The following is a 15,101-nucleotide window of genomic DNA, read 5'->3' on the forward strand; positions in this document are numbered from 1 at the left end:
AGGGCACCCGCGCGCACCTATTTCCTGCAGAAACATTTCGCCACACTCCCTTTTCAAAACCGCCATTTACATCTTAACCGCCTTTCATTATTGTTATGTTATAACATTTAATTCGGTGTCGACATGTCAACGTCCCTTTTTTCTCTGTCTGCTCTGGTTCGGCTTTTGCTGGCGCTGGTGCTGGTTGTCTTTATCGGGCTGGCCGTGCGCTGGGCGGTGGCACTGCCATGATTGTGATGAATGAACTGGTCGCGGGTTATGAACGCCAGCCGATTACGCGGCCCCTCTCGGGCACCATTGAACGCGGAAGCATGACCGCCATTATCGGCGCTAACGGCTGCGGGAAATCCACGCTGCTAAAAACGCTGGCGGGGTTTATTCCTCCCGTCAGCGGCGGCTTCCGCTGGCAGGGTAAGCGACCGGTCATCGGCTGGCTGGCACAGCGTCACGCGCTGGAGGCGCAGTTTCCGCTGACCGTACAGGACGTAGTAAGCATGGGCTGCTGGCCGGGCATTTCGCTTTTTTCCGGGTTTGGTCGCGAAACGCGGCTGCGCATTGCCGGCGCGCTTGAGCGCGTCGGGCTTGAGTCCATGGCGTTATCCACCATTGATGAACTCTCCGGCGGTCAGTTTCAGCGCATGCTGTTTGCCCGCGTCCTGGTGCAGCAGGCGCCGCTGGTGATGCTGGATGAACCCTTTACCGGGGTCGATGAAGCCACCAGCAGCGTGCTGATGGATTTGATGCTGGAGATGTATATGCAGGGGCAAACGCTGCTCGCGGTACTGCACGACAGCGAGCGCGTGTCGCGCCATTTCCCGCAGACGCTTCGGCTGGATGCTGACGTTCCCCAGTGGAAAACCGAGCGGGTGAGGGTGGCATGATCTGGCATCTCTTTTTTCAGCCGTTCATTGAGTACGGCTTTATGCGTCGCGCGCTGGTGGTTTGCCTGGCGCTCTCCGTCAGCACCACCGCGCTCGGCGTGTTTCTTCAGCTGCGTCGGATGAGCCTGATGGGCGACGCCCTTTCTCACGCCATTTTGCCGGGTGTCGCCGTGGGGTATTTGCTCAGCGGTATGTCGCTGCTGGCGATGAGTATTGGCGGTTTTATCGCGGGAATTACCGTGGCGCTGCTGGCCGGTCTGGTCAGTCGACGCACGCCGCTGAAAGAAGATGCGAGCTTTGCCGGGTTTTATCTTGGCTCGCTGGCGCTGGGGGTCACGCTGGTGTCGCTGCGCGGGTCGAATGTCGATCTGCTGCATCTGCTGTTTGGCTCCATCCTCGCCGTGGACAACGACGCCGCGCTGTTTGTTACGGGCGTTTGTATGTTCACCCTTATCACGCTGGCGCTGTTTTATCGCGGGCTGGTCACAGAAGCGTTTGATACCGCCTGGCTACAGGTGAACGCCCGCTGGCTGCCTGGCCTGCTGCACGGACTTTTTCTGGCGCTGCTGGTGCTTAACCTGGTGGCCGGTTTTCAGGTGCTCGGCACGCTGATGGCCGTCGGGCTGATGATGCTTCCGGCCGTGGCGGCACGCTGCTGGGTGCGCACGTTACCTGCCTTACTCCTGATGGCGGGTATCAGCGGTATCTTCTGCGCATGGTTGGGGTTGAGCCTCTCCTGGGCGATGAGCCTACCGGCCGGGCCATCCATCGTGCTCACCGCCAGCGCGCTGTTCTTTATTTCCATTTTACTGGGCACGCGAAGCAGGCTCGCTGGCAGCCTGCGCGCGCTTTTTTAACGCAAGGGGAAACGATGAAACGTACAGGATTTGTAGTGGCGCTCGCGCTGGGGATGATGTCGCACGGCGTGATGGCGAAAACGCTGAATGTGGTCACCAGCTTTTCGATACTGGGGGATATCACGCAGGAGGTAGGCGGCGACCATGTGAACGTGACGACGCTGGTCGGGCCGGACGGCGATCCGCATACCTTCGAACCGTCGCCGAAAGACAGCGCGGCCCTGAGCAAGGCTGATGTGGTGGTGGTGAACGGCCTGGGGCTGGAGGGCTGGCTTGATCGTCTGGTAAAAGCCTCCGGGTTCAAAGGGCAACTGGTTGTCGCCTCAACAGGAGTGAAAACCCACACGCTTGAGGAAGATGGAAAGACTGTGACCGATCCCCATGCGTGGAACAGCGCGGCGAACGGGGCGCTCTATGCGCAAAACATTCTGAACGGGCTGGTGAAAGCCGATCCTGAGGACAAAGCCGCGCTGGAAGCCTCTGGCAAAACGTATATCGCGCAGCTCAGCCAGCTGGATAACTGGGCCAAAACGTGCTTTAGCCAGATCCCGCCGGCGAAGCGTAAAGTGCTGACCAGCCATGACGCGTTCGGCTATTTCAGCCGCGCCTACGGCGTGACGTTTATGGCACCGCAGGGGCTGTCGTCTGAGAGCGAAGCCAGCGCGGCGCAGGTCGCCGAGATTATCAATCAGATCAAAGCCGACGGCGTGAAAACCTGGTTCATGGAGAATCAGCTCGATCCGCGTCTGGTGAAACAGATTGCGTCGGCGACGGGCGCGCAGCCCGGGGGGGAGCTTTACCCCGAAGCGCTGTCGGCAAAAGGTGGGGTGGCGGACACCTACGTTAAGGCGTTTCGCCACAATGTGCAAACCCTCGCTGACAGCATGAAATAACTTTTCCACCGCCGGTGCGTCCGTACCGGCTTTTTTCTGAAGCCCCCTCGTAAAACCTGAAGTGCATCCCCACATCTGACGAGAAAGTGCTATCTTGTGCAGCACGTTTTTCTGATGCCAGGAGCGAGAATGACTGACCATGAATTGATGCAGCTTAGCGAGATCGTTGGCCTAGCGCTGAAGCAGCGTGGCGCGACAATCACCACTGCGGAATCCTGCACCGGCGGCTGGGTGGCGAAAGCGATTACTGATATTGCCGGCAGTTCCGCCTGGTTTGAACGCGGTTTTGTGACCTACAGTAACGAAGCTAAAGCACAGATGATTGGCGTGCGTGAATCAACGCTTGAACAGCATGGCGCGGTCAGCGAACCGGTGGTGATCGAGATGGCCATTGGTGCGCTCAAAGAGGCGCGCGCAGATTACGCGATTTCCATTAGCGGCATTGCGGGCCCGGACGGCGGCAGCGACGTGAAGCCTGTCGGCACCGTCTGGTTTGGGTTCGCCACCTCCAAAGGGGAAGGGATCACCCGCCGGGAGTGCTTCAGCGGCGATCGCGAAAGCGTGCGTCGTCAGGCAACCGTTTATGCGTTAAAAACGCTCTGGCAACAATTTCTACAAAACACTTGATACTGTATGACCATACAGTATAATTGCACCAACAGAACAGAAATCCACGGTGAAGCACAGTCGCTTCTCCCGGCATGACAGGAGTAATAATGGCTATCGACGAAAACAAACAGAAAGCGTTGGCGGCAGCACTGGGCCAGATCGAAAAGCAATTCGGTAAAGGCTCCATCATGCGCCTGGGTGAAGACCGTTCCATGGATGTGGAAACCATCTCCACCGGTTCGCTTTCTCTGGATATCGCGCTGGGCGCTGGCGGTCTGCCTATGGGCCGTATCGTAGAAATCTACGGGCCAGAGTCCTCCGGTAAAACCACCCTGACGCTGCAGGTGATTGCCGCGGCACAGCGCGAAGGTAAAACCTGTGCGTTTATCGATGCCGAGCACGCGCTGGACCCTGTTTATGCTCGCAAGCTGGGCGTGGATATCGACAACCTGCTGTGTTCTCAGCCGGACACCGGTGAGCAGGCGCTGGAAATTTGTGACGCGCTGGCGCGTTCTGGTGCCGTTGACGTTATCGTGGTCGACTCCGTTGCCGCACTGACGCCAAAAGCCGAAATCGAAGGTGAAATCGGTGACTCTCACATGGGCCTCGCGGCACGTATGATGAGCCAGGCGATGCGTAAGCTGGCCGGTAACCTGAAGCAGTCCAACACGCTGCTGATCTTCATCAACCAGATCCGTATGAAAATTGGTGTGATGTTCGGTAACCCGGAAACCACTACCGGTGGTAACGCACTGAAATTCTACGCCTCTGTCCGTCTGGATATCCGCCGTATCGGCGCGGTGAAAGAGGGCGAGAACGTGGTGGGTAGCGAAACCCGCGTGAAGGTTGTGAAGAACAAAATCGCCGCACCGTTCAAACAGGCTGAGTTCCAGATCCTCTACGGCGAAGGGATCAACTTCCTCGGCGAGCTGGTTGACCTGGGCGTGAAAGAGAAGCTGATTGAAAAAGCGGGCGCCTGGTACAGCTACAACGGTGACAAGATTGGTCAGGGTAAAGCGAACGCGATCTCCTGGCTGAAAGATAACCCGGCTGCAGCGAAAGAGATTGAGAAGAAGGTGCGTGAGCTTCTGCTGAACAACCAGGACTCCAAACCTGATTTCGTGGTCGATGCCGCGGATGCTGAAGAAACTAACGAAGACTTTTAATTCTTTCGTTTAAAAATGAAGGGCTGCTGATGCGGCCCTTTTTGCATTTCTGAATCAGCAGGTTTTTTATGAGTGAACCGACAACACGTCGACCCGCGTATGCACGCTTACTGGACCGCGCGGTGCGTATCCTGGCCGTTCGTGACCACAGTGAACAGGAGCTGCGGCGAAAACTGTCGGCTCCGGTGATGAGTAAAAACGGGCCGGAAGAGATTGATGCCACGGCGGAAGATTATGACCGCGTGATTGCCTGGTGCTATGAGCATCATTATCTCGATGACGAGCGTTTTGCCTCGCGGTTTCTCGCCAGCCGCGGCCGCAAAGGATATGGGCCCGCACGCATCCGGCAGGAGCTGAACCAGAAAGGGGTGGCCCGGGAGTCCATCGAAAAAGCGATGCGTGAATGCGATACTGACTGGTGCGAGCTGGCCAGAGAACAGGCGATACGTAAATACGGCGAACCGCTGCCGCGTGAATTTTCAGAAAAAGTCAAAATCCAGCGCTTTTTGCTCTACCGTGGCTTTCTCATGGAAGATATTCAGGATATCTGGCGTAATTTTGCCGATTGAACGCATGCGGGATTTTACTTCCCACTAAAGAAAACTTATCTTATTCCCACTTTTTCCAGTAGCTGGTCTGTCCAACGGTTTACCGATACAGGCTGGCTACGACATTTCGTTAGCTTGATTTCAGGATAATTATGAGCAAGAGCACCGCTGAGATCCGTCAGGCGTTTCTCGATTTTTTCCATAGTAAGGGACACCAGGTTGTTGCCAGCAGCTCCCTGGTACCGAACAACGATCCGACTCTGCTGTTTACCAACGCCGGGATGAACCAGTTCAAGGATGTGTTCCTTGGTCTCGACAAGCGTAATTATTCCCGCGCCACAACCTCACAGCGTTGCGTGCGTGCGGGCGGTAAACACAACGACCTGGAAAACGTCGGTTACACCGCGCGTCACCATACGTTCTTCGAAATGCTGGGTAACTTCAGCTTCGGCGACTACTTCAAACACGATGCTATTCAATATGCGTGGGAACTGCTGACCGGTGAAAACTGGTTTAACCTGCCGAAAGAGCGTCTGTGGGTTACCGTCTATGAAACCGATGACGAAGCCTACGAAATCTGGGAAAAAGAAGTCGGGATCCCGCGCGAGCGTATTATTCGCATCGGTGATAACAAAGGCGCGCCATACGCGTCTGACAACTTCTGGCAGATGGGTGATACCGGTCCTTGCGGCCCGTGCACCGAGATCTTCTACGATCACGGCGACCACATCTGGGGCGGCCCTCCAGGCAGCCCGGAAGAAGACGGCGATCGCTACATTGAGATCTGGAACATCGTCTTCATGCAGTTCAACCGTCAGGCTGACGGTACGATGGAGCCGCTGCCGAAGCCTTCCGTTGATACCGGTATGGGCCTGGAGCGTATTGCCGCGGTTCTGCAGCACGTTAACTCCAACTACGAAATTGATCTGTTCAGCACCCTGATCAAAGCCGTTGCGAACGTTACCGGCGCGACCGACCTGAACAACAAATCGCTGCGCGTTATCGCGGACCACATTCGTTCCTGTGCGTTCCTGATTGCCGACGGCGTTATCCCGTCGAATGAAAACCGTGGCTACGTGCTGCGTCGTATCATTCGTCGTGCCATCCGTCACGGCAACATGCTGGGCGCGAAGGACACCTTCTTCTATAAACTCGTTGGGCCACTGATTGGCGTGATGGGGGCTGCCGGTGATGAGCTGAAACGCCAGCAGGCGCAGGTAGAGCAGGTTCTGAAAACCGAAGAAGAGCAGTTTGCGCGTACGCTGGAGCGCGGTCTGGCGCTGCTGGACGAAGAGCTGGCGAAACTTAAGGGCGACACGCTGGATGGCGAAACCGCTTTCCGCCTGTACGACACCTACGGCTTCCCGGTTGACCTGACGGCGGACGTTTGCCGCGAGCGCAACATCAAAGTTGACGAAGCGGGCTTCGAAGCCGCGATGGAAGAGCAGCGTCGTCGTGCGCGTGAATCCAGCGGTTTCGGTGCAGACTACAACGCGATGATCCGCGTTGATAGCGCGTCAGAATTCAAAGGTTATGACGCGCTGGAACTGACCGGCAAAGTGACCGCTCTGTTTGTTGACGGTAAAGCCGTGGACAGCATCAGCGCGGGTCAGGATGCGGTTGTCATTCTGGACAAAACGCCGTTCTACGCGGAATCCGGCGGTCAGGTTGGCGATAAGGGCGAACTGAAAGGCAACGGTTTCAGCTTTAGCGTCAGCGACACCCAGAAATACGGTCAGGCGATTGGTCACCAGGGCAAACTGGTTTCCGGTTCTCTGAAAGTGGGCGAGGGCGTACAGGCTAACGTGGATGAAGCTCGCCGCGCGCGCATTCGTCTGAACCACTCTGCAACCCACCTGATGCACGCTGCCCTGCGCGACGTATTGGGTACCCACGTTGCACAGAAAGGTTCTCTGGTTAACGACAAAGTGCTGCGTTTCGACTTCTCGCATTTTGAAGCGATGAAACCGTCTGAAATCCGCGCGGTGGAAGATCTGGTGAACGCGCAGATCCGTCGTAACTTGCCAATCGAGACCCACATCATGGAGCTCGAGGACGCGAAGAAAAAAGGTGCGATGGCGCTGTTTGGTGAGAAATATGACGACCGCGTTCGCGTGCTGAGCATGGGCGACTTCTCTACCGAGCTGTGCGGCGGTACGCACGCATCGCGCACCGGTGACATCGGCCTGTTCCGCATTGTTTCCGAGTCAGGAACGGCGGCAGGTGTGCGTCGTATTGAAGCGGTGACCGGTGAAGGTGCGATTGCCAGCCTGCATGCGCAGAGCGATCAGCTGCACGACATCGCGCAGCTGCTGAAAGGCGATAGCCAGAACCTGGGCGAGAAAGTGCGCGTTGCGCTGGATCGCACGCGTCAGCTGGAAAAAGAGCTGCAGCAGCTGAAAGAGCAGGCTGCGGCGCAGGAGAGTGCAAACCTCTCCAGCAAGGCTGTAGACATTAAGGGCGTCAAACTGCTGGTCAGCGATCTGGCGGGCGTTGAGCCTAAGATGCTGCGTACTATGGTCGACGATCTCAAGAACCAGCTTGGTTCTACCGTTATCGTGCTGGCGACAGTGGCAGAAGGTAAGGTTTCTCTGATTGCGGGCGTCTCTAAGGATGTGACTGACCGCGTAAAAGCAGGGGAACTGATTGGTATGGTCGCTCAGCAGGTGGGCGGCAAGGGGGGCGGTCGTCCGGACATGGCGCAAGCCGGTGGTACGGATGCGGCGGCACTTCCGCAAGCTTTGGCCAGCGTTGAAAGCTGGGTAAGCGCGAAACTGTAATAACTACAAAGCACAAGCAGACGCCATAGCGGTAACGTTATGGCGTCTTGTTCACTGTGCTATCGATAACGATAAAGTCAGGTTGAGTTTGTGTATATCGGCTAAACTTACGTTTAACAGAATGTGATGCCGTGACTGCTTACACTTTACGTGTTTGTCATCGCTTACTTTTTGGCGTTATATGATGGATAATGCCGGGATACAAGAGACCCGACTCTTTTAATCTTTCAAGGAGCAAAGAATGCTGATTCTGACTCGTCGAGTTGGTGAGACCCTCATGATTGGGGATGAGGTCACCGTGACAGTTTTAGGGGTAAAGGGTAACCAGGTACGTATTGGTGTTAACGCTCCTAAAGAAGTATCTGTCCACCGTGAAGAGATCTACCAGCGTATCCAGGCTGAAAAATCCCAGCAGTCCAGTTACTGATATTGTCGCGTCTCGCTGTCGGGCGAGACGCAACCCTCCTGTCATTTTTCCTGCTCAACGTTACCGTTTAATTTCAAACGCTCTCTTTTTAACCACTTCGTTCCCCTTAACTCGCCCTTACGCCGCCATTTCTGCCGAGGTTTTCTGTGAAGATGCCTGCAAAATCCGCTTATAAAACACCCTCTTTGCGGCTTTTACATGCGAATTGCGTGTGATTTGTGCAAACGATAAAAGCTTTTGGAAAATTGTTTGACTTATAAGTCCCAGAAAGTAATATATGCGCCACGCAGCGACGAGAAGCTCTTAACGAGTAACTCGAAGCACTCGAAAGAGGCGTTGTGTGGTGAGGTGGCCGAGAGGCTGAAGGCGCTCCCCTGCTAAGGGAGTATGCGGTCAAAAGCTGCATCCGGGGTTCGAATCCCCGCCTCACCGCCATTTTGCATCCGTAGCTCAGCTGGATAGAGTACTCGGCTACGAACCGAGCGGTCGGAGGTTCGAATCCTCCCGGATGCACCATCTATTACTTCATATTGCTTTAGAAGTGATATGAATATCGAGCAGTACAGTAGTAAATCCCGATGCATCCGTAGCTCAGCTGGATAGAGTACTCGGCTACGAACCGAGCGGTCGGAGGTTCGAATCCTCCCGGATGCACCATTTACTATTTCTGAAAGCAGTACCCTGATGCATCCGTAGCTCAGCTGGATAGAGTACTCGGCTACGAACCGAGCGGTCGGAGGTTCGAATCCTCCCGGATGCACCATTTACTGTTTCTAAAAGCATTATTCCGATGCATCCGTAGCTCAGCTGGATAGAGTACTCGGCTACGAACCGAGCGGTCGGAGGTTCGAATCCTCCCGGATGCACCATATTCTCCTGGATAACAGCGATGCTGTTGTTTTAAGGTCTGCGAGTTAATCGCAAGCACCAGGGAGGATAACGTTGCTTTAGCAACGGCCCGCAGGGCGAGGCGTAAGCCGAGTAATCCTCCCGGATGCACCATCTTCTCCTTCTTTGTTTATTCCTTCGACGTTCCGTCAGCAATCACACTCTCAATCAGCGACAAAAATCACCATTTACGATAAAGTAATGCTTTGTTAATCGTTTAGCGAGAGCACGATGTACGCACAGTATGACGGTTTGATCTTCGATATGGACGGCACTCTCCTGGATACCGAACCCACGCATCGTCAAGCCTGGACTGACGTCCTGGGCCGCTACGGAATGCGTTTCGATCTTCAGGCGATGATTGCCCTCAACGGATCCCCCACCTGGCGTATTGCACAGGCCGTCATTGAACTGAATCAGGCCGATCTCGACCCGCATCTGCTCGCGCGCGAAAAAACCGATGCGGTAAAAGCCATGCTTTTAGATACCGTACGCCCTCTGCCGCTGATTGATGTGGTAAAAGAGTGGCACGGGCGCCGCCCGATGTCGGTCGGAACGGGCAGTGAAAGCTCGATTGCAGAAGCTTTGCTCAATCATCTTGGCCTGCGCCACTATTTTTCTGCCGTGGTCGCTGCCGATCATGTTAAACATCACAAGCCCGCACCGGACACCTTCCTGCTTTGCGCAGAATTAATGGGCGTCCCGGCGGCAAAATGTGTCGTATTTGAAGACGCCGATTTCGGCATTCAGGCCGCGCGTGATGCCGGAATGGATGCGGTGGATGTGCGCTTACTGTGAGTGACGCGCTGTCACTTGCTTCATTATTCGCCAGCAGTTTTTTAAGCGCCACGTTGTTACCGGGAAATTCGGAAGTGGTGCTGGTGGCGATGCTGTTGTCCGGCGTGAGTCAGCCCTGGCTGCTTGTATTAATAGCAACAATGGGTAATAGCCTTGGAGGGCTGACTAACGTTATTCTTGGGCGTTTCTTTCCGCTACGCGAAAAATCGCGCTGGCAGGAAAAGGCAGTCGGCTGGCTAAAACGCTATGGCGCTGCCACGCTGTTATTAAGCTGGATGCCTGTAATAGGCGATTTACTGTGTCTACTGGCGGGATGGATGCGCATCTCCTGGGGACCGGTGCTCTTTTTTTTGTGCCTTGGCAAGGCGTTGCGCTATGTTCTCGTGGCGTGGGCAACACTACAGGGTATGACGTGGTGGCACTAATTGGTGGAATGAATACGCGACCTTCAATCGTCAACCATTACAATTATGCTGAGTAACATTACTTTGACAGGCGGGAGGTCAATTTGATCCCGGACGTATCTCAGGCGCTGGCCTGGCTGGAAAACCACCCTCAGGCATTGAAGGGTATTCAGCGTGGTCTTGAGCGTGAAACGCTGCGCGTTAACGCGGACGGTAGCTTAGCGACGACGGGTCACCCGAAGGCGTTAGGCTCGGCGCTGACACATAAATGGATCACAACCGATTTCGCTGAGGCACTGCTGGAGTTCATCACGCCAGTAGAGGGTGATATTGATCATATGCTGACGATCATGCGCGATATCCATCGCTATACCGCGCGCAACATGGGCGACGAACGTATGTGGCCCCTCAGCATGCCGTGCTATATCGAGCAGGGCCAGGAGATTGAGCTGGCGCAGTACGGCACGTCAAATATCGGTCGGCTGAAAACGCTCTATCGCGAAGGGTTGAAAAACCGCTACGGCGCGTTGATGCAGACGATCTCGGGCGTGCATTACAACTTCTCGCTGCCAATGGCGTTCTGGCAGGCGAAATGCGGTGAAACGGATAAAGACGCGATCTCTGAAGGCTACTTCCGCCTGATCCGCAACTATTACCGTTTCGGCTGGGTGATCCCGTATCTGTTTGGTGCCTCCCCGGCGATCTGTTCTTCGTTCCTGCAGGGGAAACCGACCACGCTGCCGTTCGAGAAGACCGAGTGCGGAATGTACTATCTCCCGTACGCCACCTCTCTGCGCCTGAGCGATCTCGGTTATACCAATAAATCGCAAAGCAATCTCGGTATTACGTTTAACGAATTGCACGAATATGTGGCAGGATTGAAGCGGGCGATCAAAACCCCGTCGGAAGAGTACGAGAAAATCGGCCTCGAAAAAGACGGCAAGCGCCTGCAAATCAACAGCAATGTGCTGCAGATTGAAAACGAGCTGTATGCGCCTATTCGCCCTAAACGCGTGACGCGCAGCGGTGAAACCCCGTCGGATGCGCTGCAGCGCGGCGGGATCGAATACATTGAAGTACGCTCGCTGGATATCAACCCGTTCTCACCGATTGGTGTTGATGAACAGCAGATTCGCTTCCTGGATCTGTTTATGGTCTGGTGCGTGCTGGCGGATGCGCCGGAAATGAGTTCAGACGAACTGCTCTGTACCCGTACAAACTGGAATCGCGTGATTCTGGAAGGACGTAAACCGGGTCTGACGCTGGGTATCGGCTGTGAAACGGCACAGTTCCCGCTGACCAAAGTCGGCAAAGATCTGTTCCGCGATCTGAAGCGTGTTGCCCGCACAATGGACAGCATTGACGGCGGCGACGCGTATCAACAGATCTGCGACCAGCTGGTGGAATGTTTTGATAATCCGGAACTGACGTTCTCAGCGCGTATTCTGCGTTATATGATCGATCAGGGCATTGGCGGCACGGGGCGTTCACTCTCAGCGGAGTACCGTGAGATGCTGATGCAGGAGCCGTTAGAAGTGCTGAGCGAAGCGGATTTTGCCGCGGAACGCGATGCGTCCGTGGTGCGTCAGAAAGAGGTTGAAGCGGCGGATACCGAGTCGTTTGAGGCGTTTCTGGCGAAGCAGGGTTAAGCAGAAAAGAAAAAGGCCACATCGCTGTGGCCAAAATATACATCTCTGAATTCAGGGATGATGATAACAAATGCGCGTCTTTCATATACTCAGACGTGCATTCTGTAGAAGAGTTCAGTTTATTTTAAAAAAAATCACTATCGGAGGTGACGTATGCCGTTATTAGATAGCTTTACTGTCGACCATACCCGTATGGAAGCACCTGCAGTACGCGTGGCGAAGACCATGCACACCCCGCACGGCGACACGATCACCGTCTTCGATCTGCGTTTCTGCGTGCCAAATAAAGAAGTGATGCCAGAGAAAGGCATTCATACCCTGGAGCACCTGTTTGCCGGTTTCATGCGTGACCATCTGAACGGCAACGGCGTTGAGATCATCGATATCTCTCCGATGGGCTGCCGTACCGGTTTCTACATGAGTCTGATTGGTGTGCCTGACGAGAAACGCGTCGCAGATGCGTGGAAAGCGGCGATGGAAGACGTGCTGAAGGTGAAAGAGCAGAACCAGATCCCTGAGCTGAACGTTTACCAGTGCGGTACTTACCAGATGCACTCTCTGGAAGAAGCGCAGGAAATCGCGCGTCACATCATCGAGCGTGATGTTCGCGTGAACAGCAACGAAGAGCTGGCCCTGCCAAAAGAAAAACTGCAGGAACTGCACATCTAGTGCACCTTTTCCCTCTCCCTCAGGGAGAGGGTAGGGTGAGGGTGGTTCAACCCCATGACCACAACCGCAACCTTCTCCTTTATCCATCGTCCCCTCGTTCCGTTTGCCCATGATTACGTTCATGGCGACAGCGAGCCGTGGCATGAGCACGACTGTGCACAGCTGTTGCACACCCTGAGCGGCGTGGTACGGGTCGATACGGCATCGGGCTGTTGGGTTGTTCCTCCCGGTCGCGGCGTCTGGCTACCGGCGGGGACCCGCCACTCGCTTCGCATCACCGGCAACGTGGCGGCGCGAACGCTGTTTATCGATCCGCTGGCGCGGGCCGATCTCCCGGCCAACTGCCAGATCGTGCAGATCGCGCCGCTGCTGCGCGAGCTGATCCTCGTCTCTCTTGATTTACCTGAATCGTACTCGCCCGGCAGCCGGGATGAACGCGTCTATGAGCTCATTCTCGATGAAATCCGCACCATGCCCGTGCTGCCGTTTCACCTGCCGGAGCCAGAAACTGAGGCGTTACGCCACCTGTGTCTGCAAATCCGGCAAAACGCGGGGGAAAGCTGGAGCAGCGCGCAGGCCGCGAGCATGATGAACATGAGCGAACGTACTCTGAACCGCCATTTTCAGCAGCAGACGGGATTAAGCTTCGGCGAGTGGTTGAGAAGGGCGCGCCTGCTGGAAGCCTTAGTGCGGCTGGCGCAGGGCCAGCCGGTATTGCGCGTGGCGCTGGATCTGGGTTACGGCAGCCACAGCGCCTTTACGGCGATGTTTCGCCGGGTGATGGGCGTTTCCCCCAGCGATTACTTTAAGAACGACTGACGGCGTTTAAGAGTGCCTGAAGCGACGCGCGCGCCACGTCGCTGTCGATGCCCACGCCCCAGCGGCTGCTCCCGTCCTGGAACAGGCAGCGGATGTAGGCCACCGAGCGGCTGTCGCTGCGTTCGCCTAACGTATGCTCGTGATAATCCTTAATCACGAACGGGGCGTTGACCCAGCGGCTTAAGCCTTGAGCGGCGGCGGAGAGCAGACCGTTACCCTGACCTTCCAGCTGACGCGTTCCCCCGTGCGTAGCGATGCTTGCCGTCAAACGCAGCTGGCCGTCCTGCTGGCTGTCGCTGCGGTAGGATTGCAGCGCAAACTGCGGCGTGGCTACCAGGCCGTAGCGGGTGCGGAACAGCTGCCACAGCGCATTTTGCGTCATCTCTTTTCCGTGGCGATCGGTTTCCTGCTGCACGTGCTGGCTGAAATCCTGCTGCAGGGCGCGGGGTAATTTCAGACCATGATTCTGTTCGATGAGCCACGCGCTGCCGCTTTTCCCTGACTGGCTGTTTACGCGGATCACCGCTTCGTAGGTGCAGCCGATATCCTGCGGATCGACGGGCAGATACGGCATCTCCCAGCGCTCGCCAGGCCTGCGGGCATCAAAACCTTTTTTGATCGCGTCCTGGTGCGAGCCGGAGAAGGCGGTATAGGCCAGCCGACCCGCCCACGGATGGCGCGGATGCACCGGCAGCTGGTTGCAGGCTTCCACCACTTCCACCACCCGGTTCATATCGCTAAAGTCCAGATTCGGGCTGACGCCCTGGCTGTAGAGATTCATCGCCAGCGTCACCAGGCAGACGTTGCCCGTGCGCTCCCCGTTGCCAAACAGGCAGCCCTCCACGCGGTCTGCGCCCGCCATCACGGCCAGCTCGGCGCTGGCGACGCCGGTACCGCGGTCGTTATGCGGGTGGACGCTAATGCAGACATCCCGGCGGCGGCTGAAGTGGCGGCAGAAATACTCGATCTGATCGGCATAGACGTTCGGCGTGCTCACTTCGACGGTGGCCGGTAAGTTGATCACCATCGGCCGTTCGTCGCACGGCTGCCAGATCTCCGCCACGGCTTCACAAATCTCCAGCGCAAATTCCGGTTCGGTAAAGCAGAAGGTTTCCGGGGAGTACTCATACTGCCAGCGGGTGTCCGGGTTCTCTTCACACAACTGACGAATAAGCCGCGTGGATCGCGTCGCCAGCTCGACGATTTGCGCTTTCTCCATGCCGAATACCAGGCGGCGGAACAGCGGGGCGGTGGCGTTATACAGATGGACGGTGGCCTGTTTCGCACCGCGCAGGGATTCGAAAGTACGATGGATGAGATCTTCCCGCGCCTGGGTTAATACCTGAATCGTGACGTCATCCGGGATGCGGTTCTCTTCAATCAGCTGGCGAACAAAGTTGAAATCCGTCTGCGAGGCGGATGGGAAAGCCACCTCAATTTCTTTGAATCCGCAGCCCAGCAGCAGATCCCAGAACTGCAGCTTGCGGGTGCTGTCCATCGGCTCGGCAAGAGCCTGGTTGCCGTCGCGCAGGTCGGTTGAGAGCCAGCGCGGCGCGCGGGTGATGCGTTGCTCCGGCCAGCGGCGGTCGGGCAGGGAAAGGGTCGGATAGGGTTGGTACTTGTCGGCGGGTGTGTTCAGCATGATGCGCTCCTGTTGTCTTTTCACTATCGTGAATTGATTTCAGGCGCGCTGCTTTATCGAAACTGACAATG

14 protein-coding genes and 5 tRNA genes are annotated in these 15,101 nt (G+C 56.1%); 18 read left to right on the top strand and 1 reads right to left on the bottom strand.

The window, feature by feature from the left end:
- The first annotated feature begins 227 nt into the window (after positions 1–227).
- The 18 genes from BJ885_RS15825 to BJ885_RS15910 all read left to right on the top strand — a co-directional run bounded on the left by BJ885_RS15825 (position 228) and on the right by BJ885_RS15910 (position 13,388).
- The gene (locus BJ885_RS15825; RefSeq protein ID WP_029742074.1) at positions 228–881 is read left to right on the top strand and encodes a metal ABC transporter ATP-binding protein; all 654 of its coding nucleotides are present in this window, start codon (positions 228–230) and stop codon (positions 879–881) included.
- Complete coding sequence (locus tag BJ885_RS15830) at positions 878–1,738, top strand: metal ABC transporter permease (protein ID WP_032660373.1); 861 nt, start codon at positions 878–880, stop codon at positions 1,736–1,738. The genes BJ885_RS15825 and BJ885_RS15830 overlap by 4 nt, the downstream gene beginning before the upstream one ends.
- A gap of 14 nt (positions 1,739–1,752) precedes the next feature.
- Positions 1,753–2,631 carry a metal ABC transporter substrate-binding protein gene (locus BJ885_RS15835; RefSeq protein ID WP_121932293.1) on the top strand — a complete coding sequence of 293 codons (879 nt, stop codon included), beginning with the start codon at positions 1,753–1,755 and terminating at the stop codon, positions 2,629–2,631.
- 129 nt (positions 2,632–2,760) lie between these two features.
- A complete protein-coding gene (gene pncC / locus BJ885_RS15840) occupies positions 2,761–3,258 on the top strand; it encodes a nicotinamide-nucleotide amidase (protein WP_023308944.1) in 498 nt (165 codons plus the stop codon).
- Positions 3,259–3,347: 89 nt separating this feature from the next.
- Entirely contained in the window at positions 3,348–4,406 is a 1,059-nt protein-coding gene (recA, locus tag BJ885_RS15845; protein WP_047646223.1) for a recombinase RecA, read from the top strand.
- Between the two features lie 68 nt (positions 4,407–4,474).
- Complete coding sequence (gene recX / locus BJ885_RS15850; RefSeq protein WP_045404219.1) at positions 4,475–4,975, top strand: recombination regulator RecX; 501 nt, start codon at positions 4,475–4,477, stop codon at positions 4,973–4,975.
- A 131-nt stretch (positions 4,976–5,106) separates the two neighbouring features.
- Positions 5,107–7,734 (top strand): alanine--tRNA ligase, encoded by a 2,628-nt coding sequence (gene alaS, locus BJ885_RS15855; RefSeq protein WP_045888112.1) that lies wholly within the window; start codon positions 5,107–5,109, stop codon positions 7,732–7,734.
- 241 nt (positions 7,735–7,975) lie between these two features.
- On the top strand, positions 7,976–8,161 hold the full coding sequence (csrA, locus tag BJ885_RS15860) for a carbon storage regulator CsrA (protein WP_000906486.1): 186 nt from the start codon (positions 7,976–7,978) through the stop codon (positions 8,159–8,161).
- Positions 8,162–8,503: 342 nt separating this feature from the next.
- A tRNA-Ser gene (locus BJ885_RS15865) sits at positions 8,504–8,596 on the top strand.
- Positions 8,597–8,600: 4 nt separating this feature from the next.
- A tRNA-Arg gene (locus tag BJ885_RS15870) sits at positions 8,601–8,677 on the top strand.
- A gap of 64 nt (positions 8,678–8,741) precedes the next feature.
- Positions 8,742–8,818: transfer RNA gene (locus BJ885_RS15875), tRNA-Arg, on the top strand.
- A gap of 29 nt (positions 8,819–8,847) precedes the next feature.
- Positions 8,848–8,924: transfer RNA gene (locus tag BJ885_RS15880), tRNA-Arg, on the top strand.
- 29 nt (positions 8,925–8,953) lie between these two features.
- Positions 8,954–9,030, top strand: a tRNA-Arg gene (locus tag BJ885_RS15885).
- A gap of 250 nt (positions 9,031–9,280) precedes the next feature.
- Positions 9,281–9,847 carry a fructose-1-phosphate/6-phosphogluconate phosphatase gene (yqaB, locus tag BJ885_RS15890; RefSeq protein WP_023308940.1) on the top strand — a complete coding sequence of 189 codons (567 nt, stop codon included), beginning with the start codon at positions 9,281–9,283 and terminating at the stop codon, positions 9,845–9,847.
- A complete protein-coding gene (locus BJ885_RS15895; RefSeq protein ID WP_008499541.1) occupies positions 9,844–10,272 on the top strand; it encodes a YqaA family protein in 429 nt (142 codons plus the stop codon). Before yqaB ends, BJ885_RS15895 begins: the two co-directional genes overlap by 4 nt.
- A gap of 83 nt (positions 10,273–10,355) precedes the next feature.
- Positions 10,356–11,900, top strand: coding sequence for a glutamate--cysteine ligase (gshA, locus tag BJ885_RS15900; RefSeq protein ID WP_121932294.1), 1,545 nt, complete (start codon positions 10,356–10,358; stop codon positions 11,898–11,900).
- 153 nt (positions 11,901–12,053) lie between these two features.
- Positions 12,054–12,569: an S-ribosylhomocysteine lyase gene (gene luxS, locus BJ885_RS15905; RefSeq protein WP_047646219.1), complete on the top strand. Its 516-nt coding sequence runs from the start codon at positions 12,054–12,056 to the stop codon at positions 12,567–12,569.
- A 54-nt stretch (positions 12,570–12,623) separates the two neighbouring features.
- Positions 12,624–13,388 carry a helix-turn-helix domain-containing protein gene (locus BJ885_RS15910; protein ID WP_121932295.1) on the top strand — a complete coding sequence of 255 codons (765 nt, stop codon included), beginning with the start codon at positions 12,624–12,626 and terminating at the stop codon, positions 13,386–13,388.
- Here BJ885_RS15910 and leuA read toward each other — a convergent pair.
- The gene (gene leuA / locus BJ885_RS15915) at positions 13,375–15,030 is read right to left on the bottom strand and encodes a 2-isopropylmalate synthase (protein WP_059347767.1); all 1,656 of its coding nucleotides are present in this window, start codon (positions 15,028–15,030) and stop codon (positions 13,375–13,377) included. The two genes, BJ885_RS15910 and leuA, sit on opposite strands and share 14 nt — an antisense overlap.
- Positions 15,031–15,101: the final 71 nt, after the last annotated feature.

The organism is Enterobacter sp. WP_7_1, assembly GCF_003688535.1.
GTDB lineage: Bacteria > Pseudomonadota > Gammaproteobacteria > Enterobacterales > Enterobacteriaceae > Enterobacter > Enterobacter asburiae.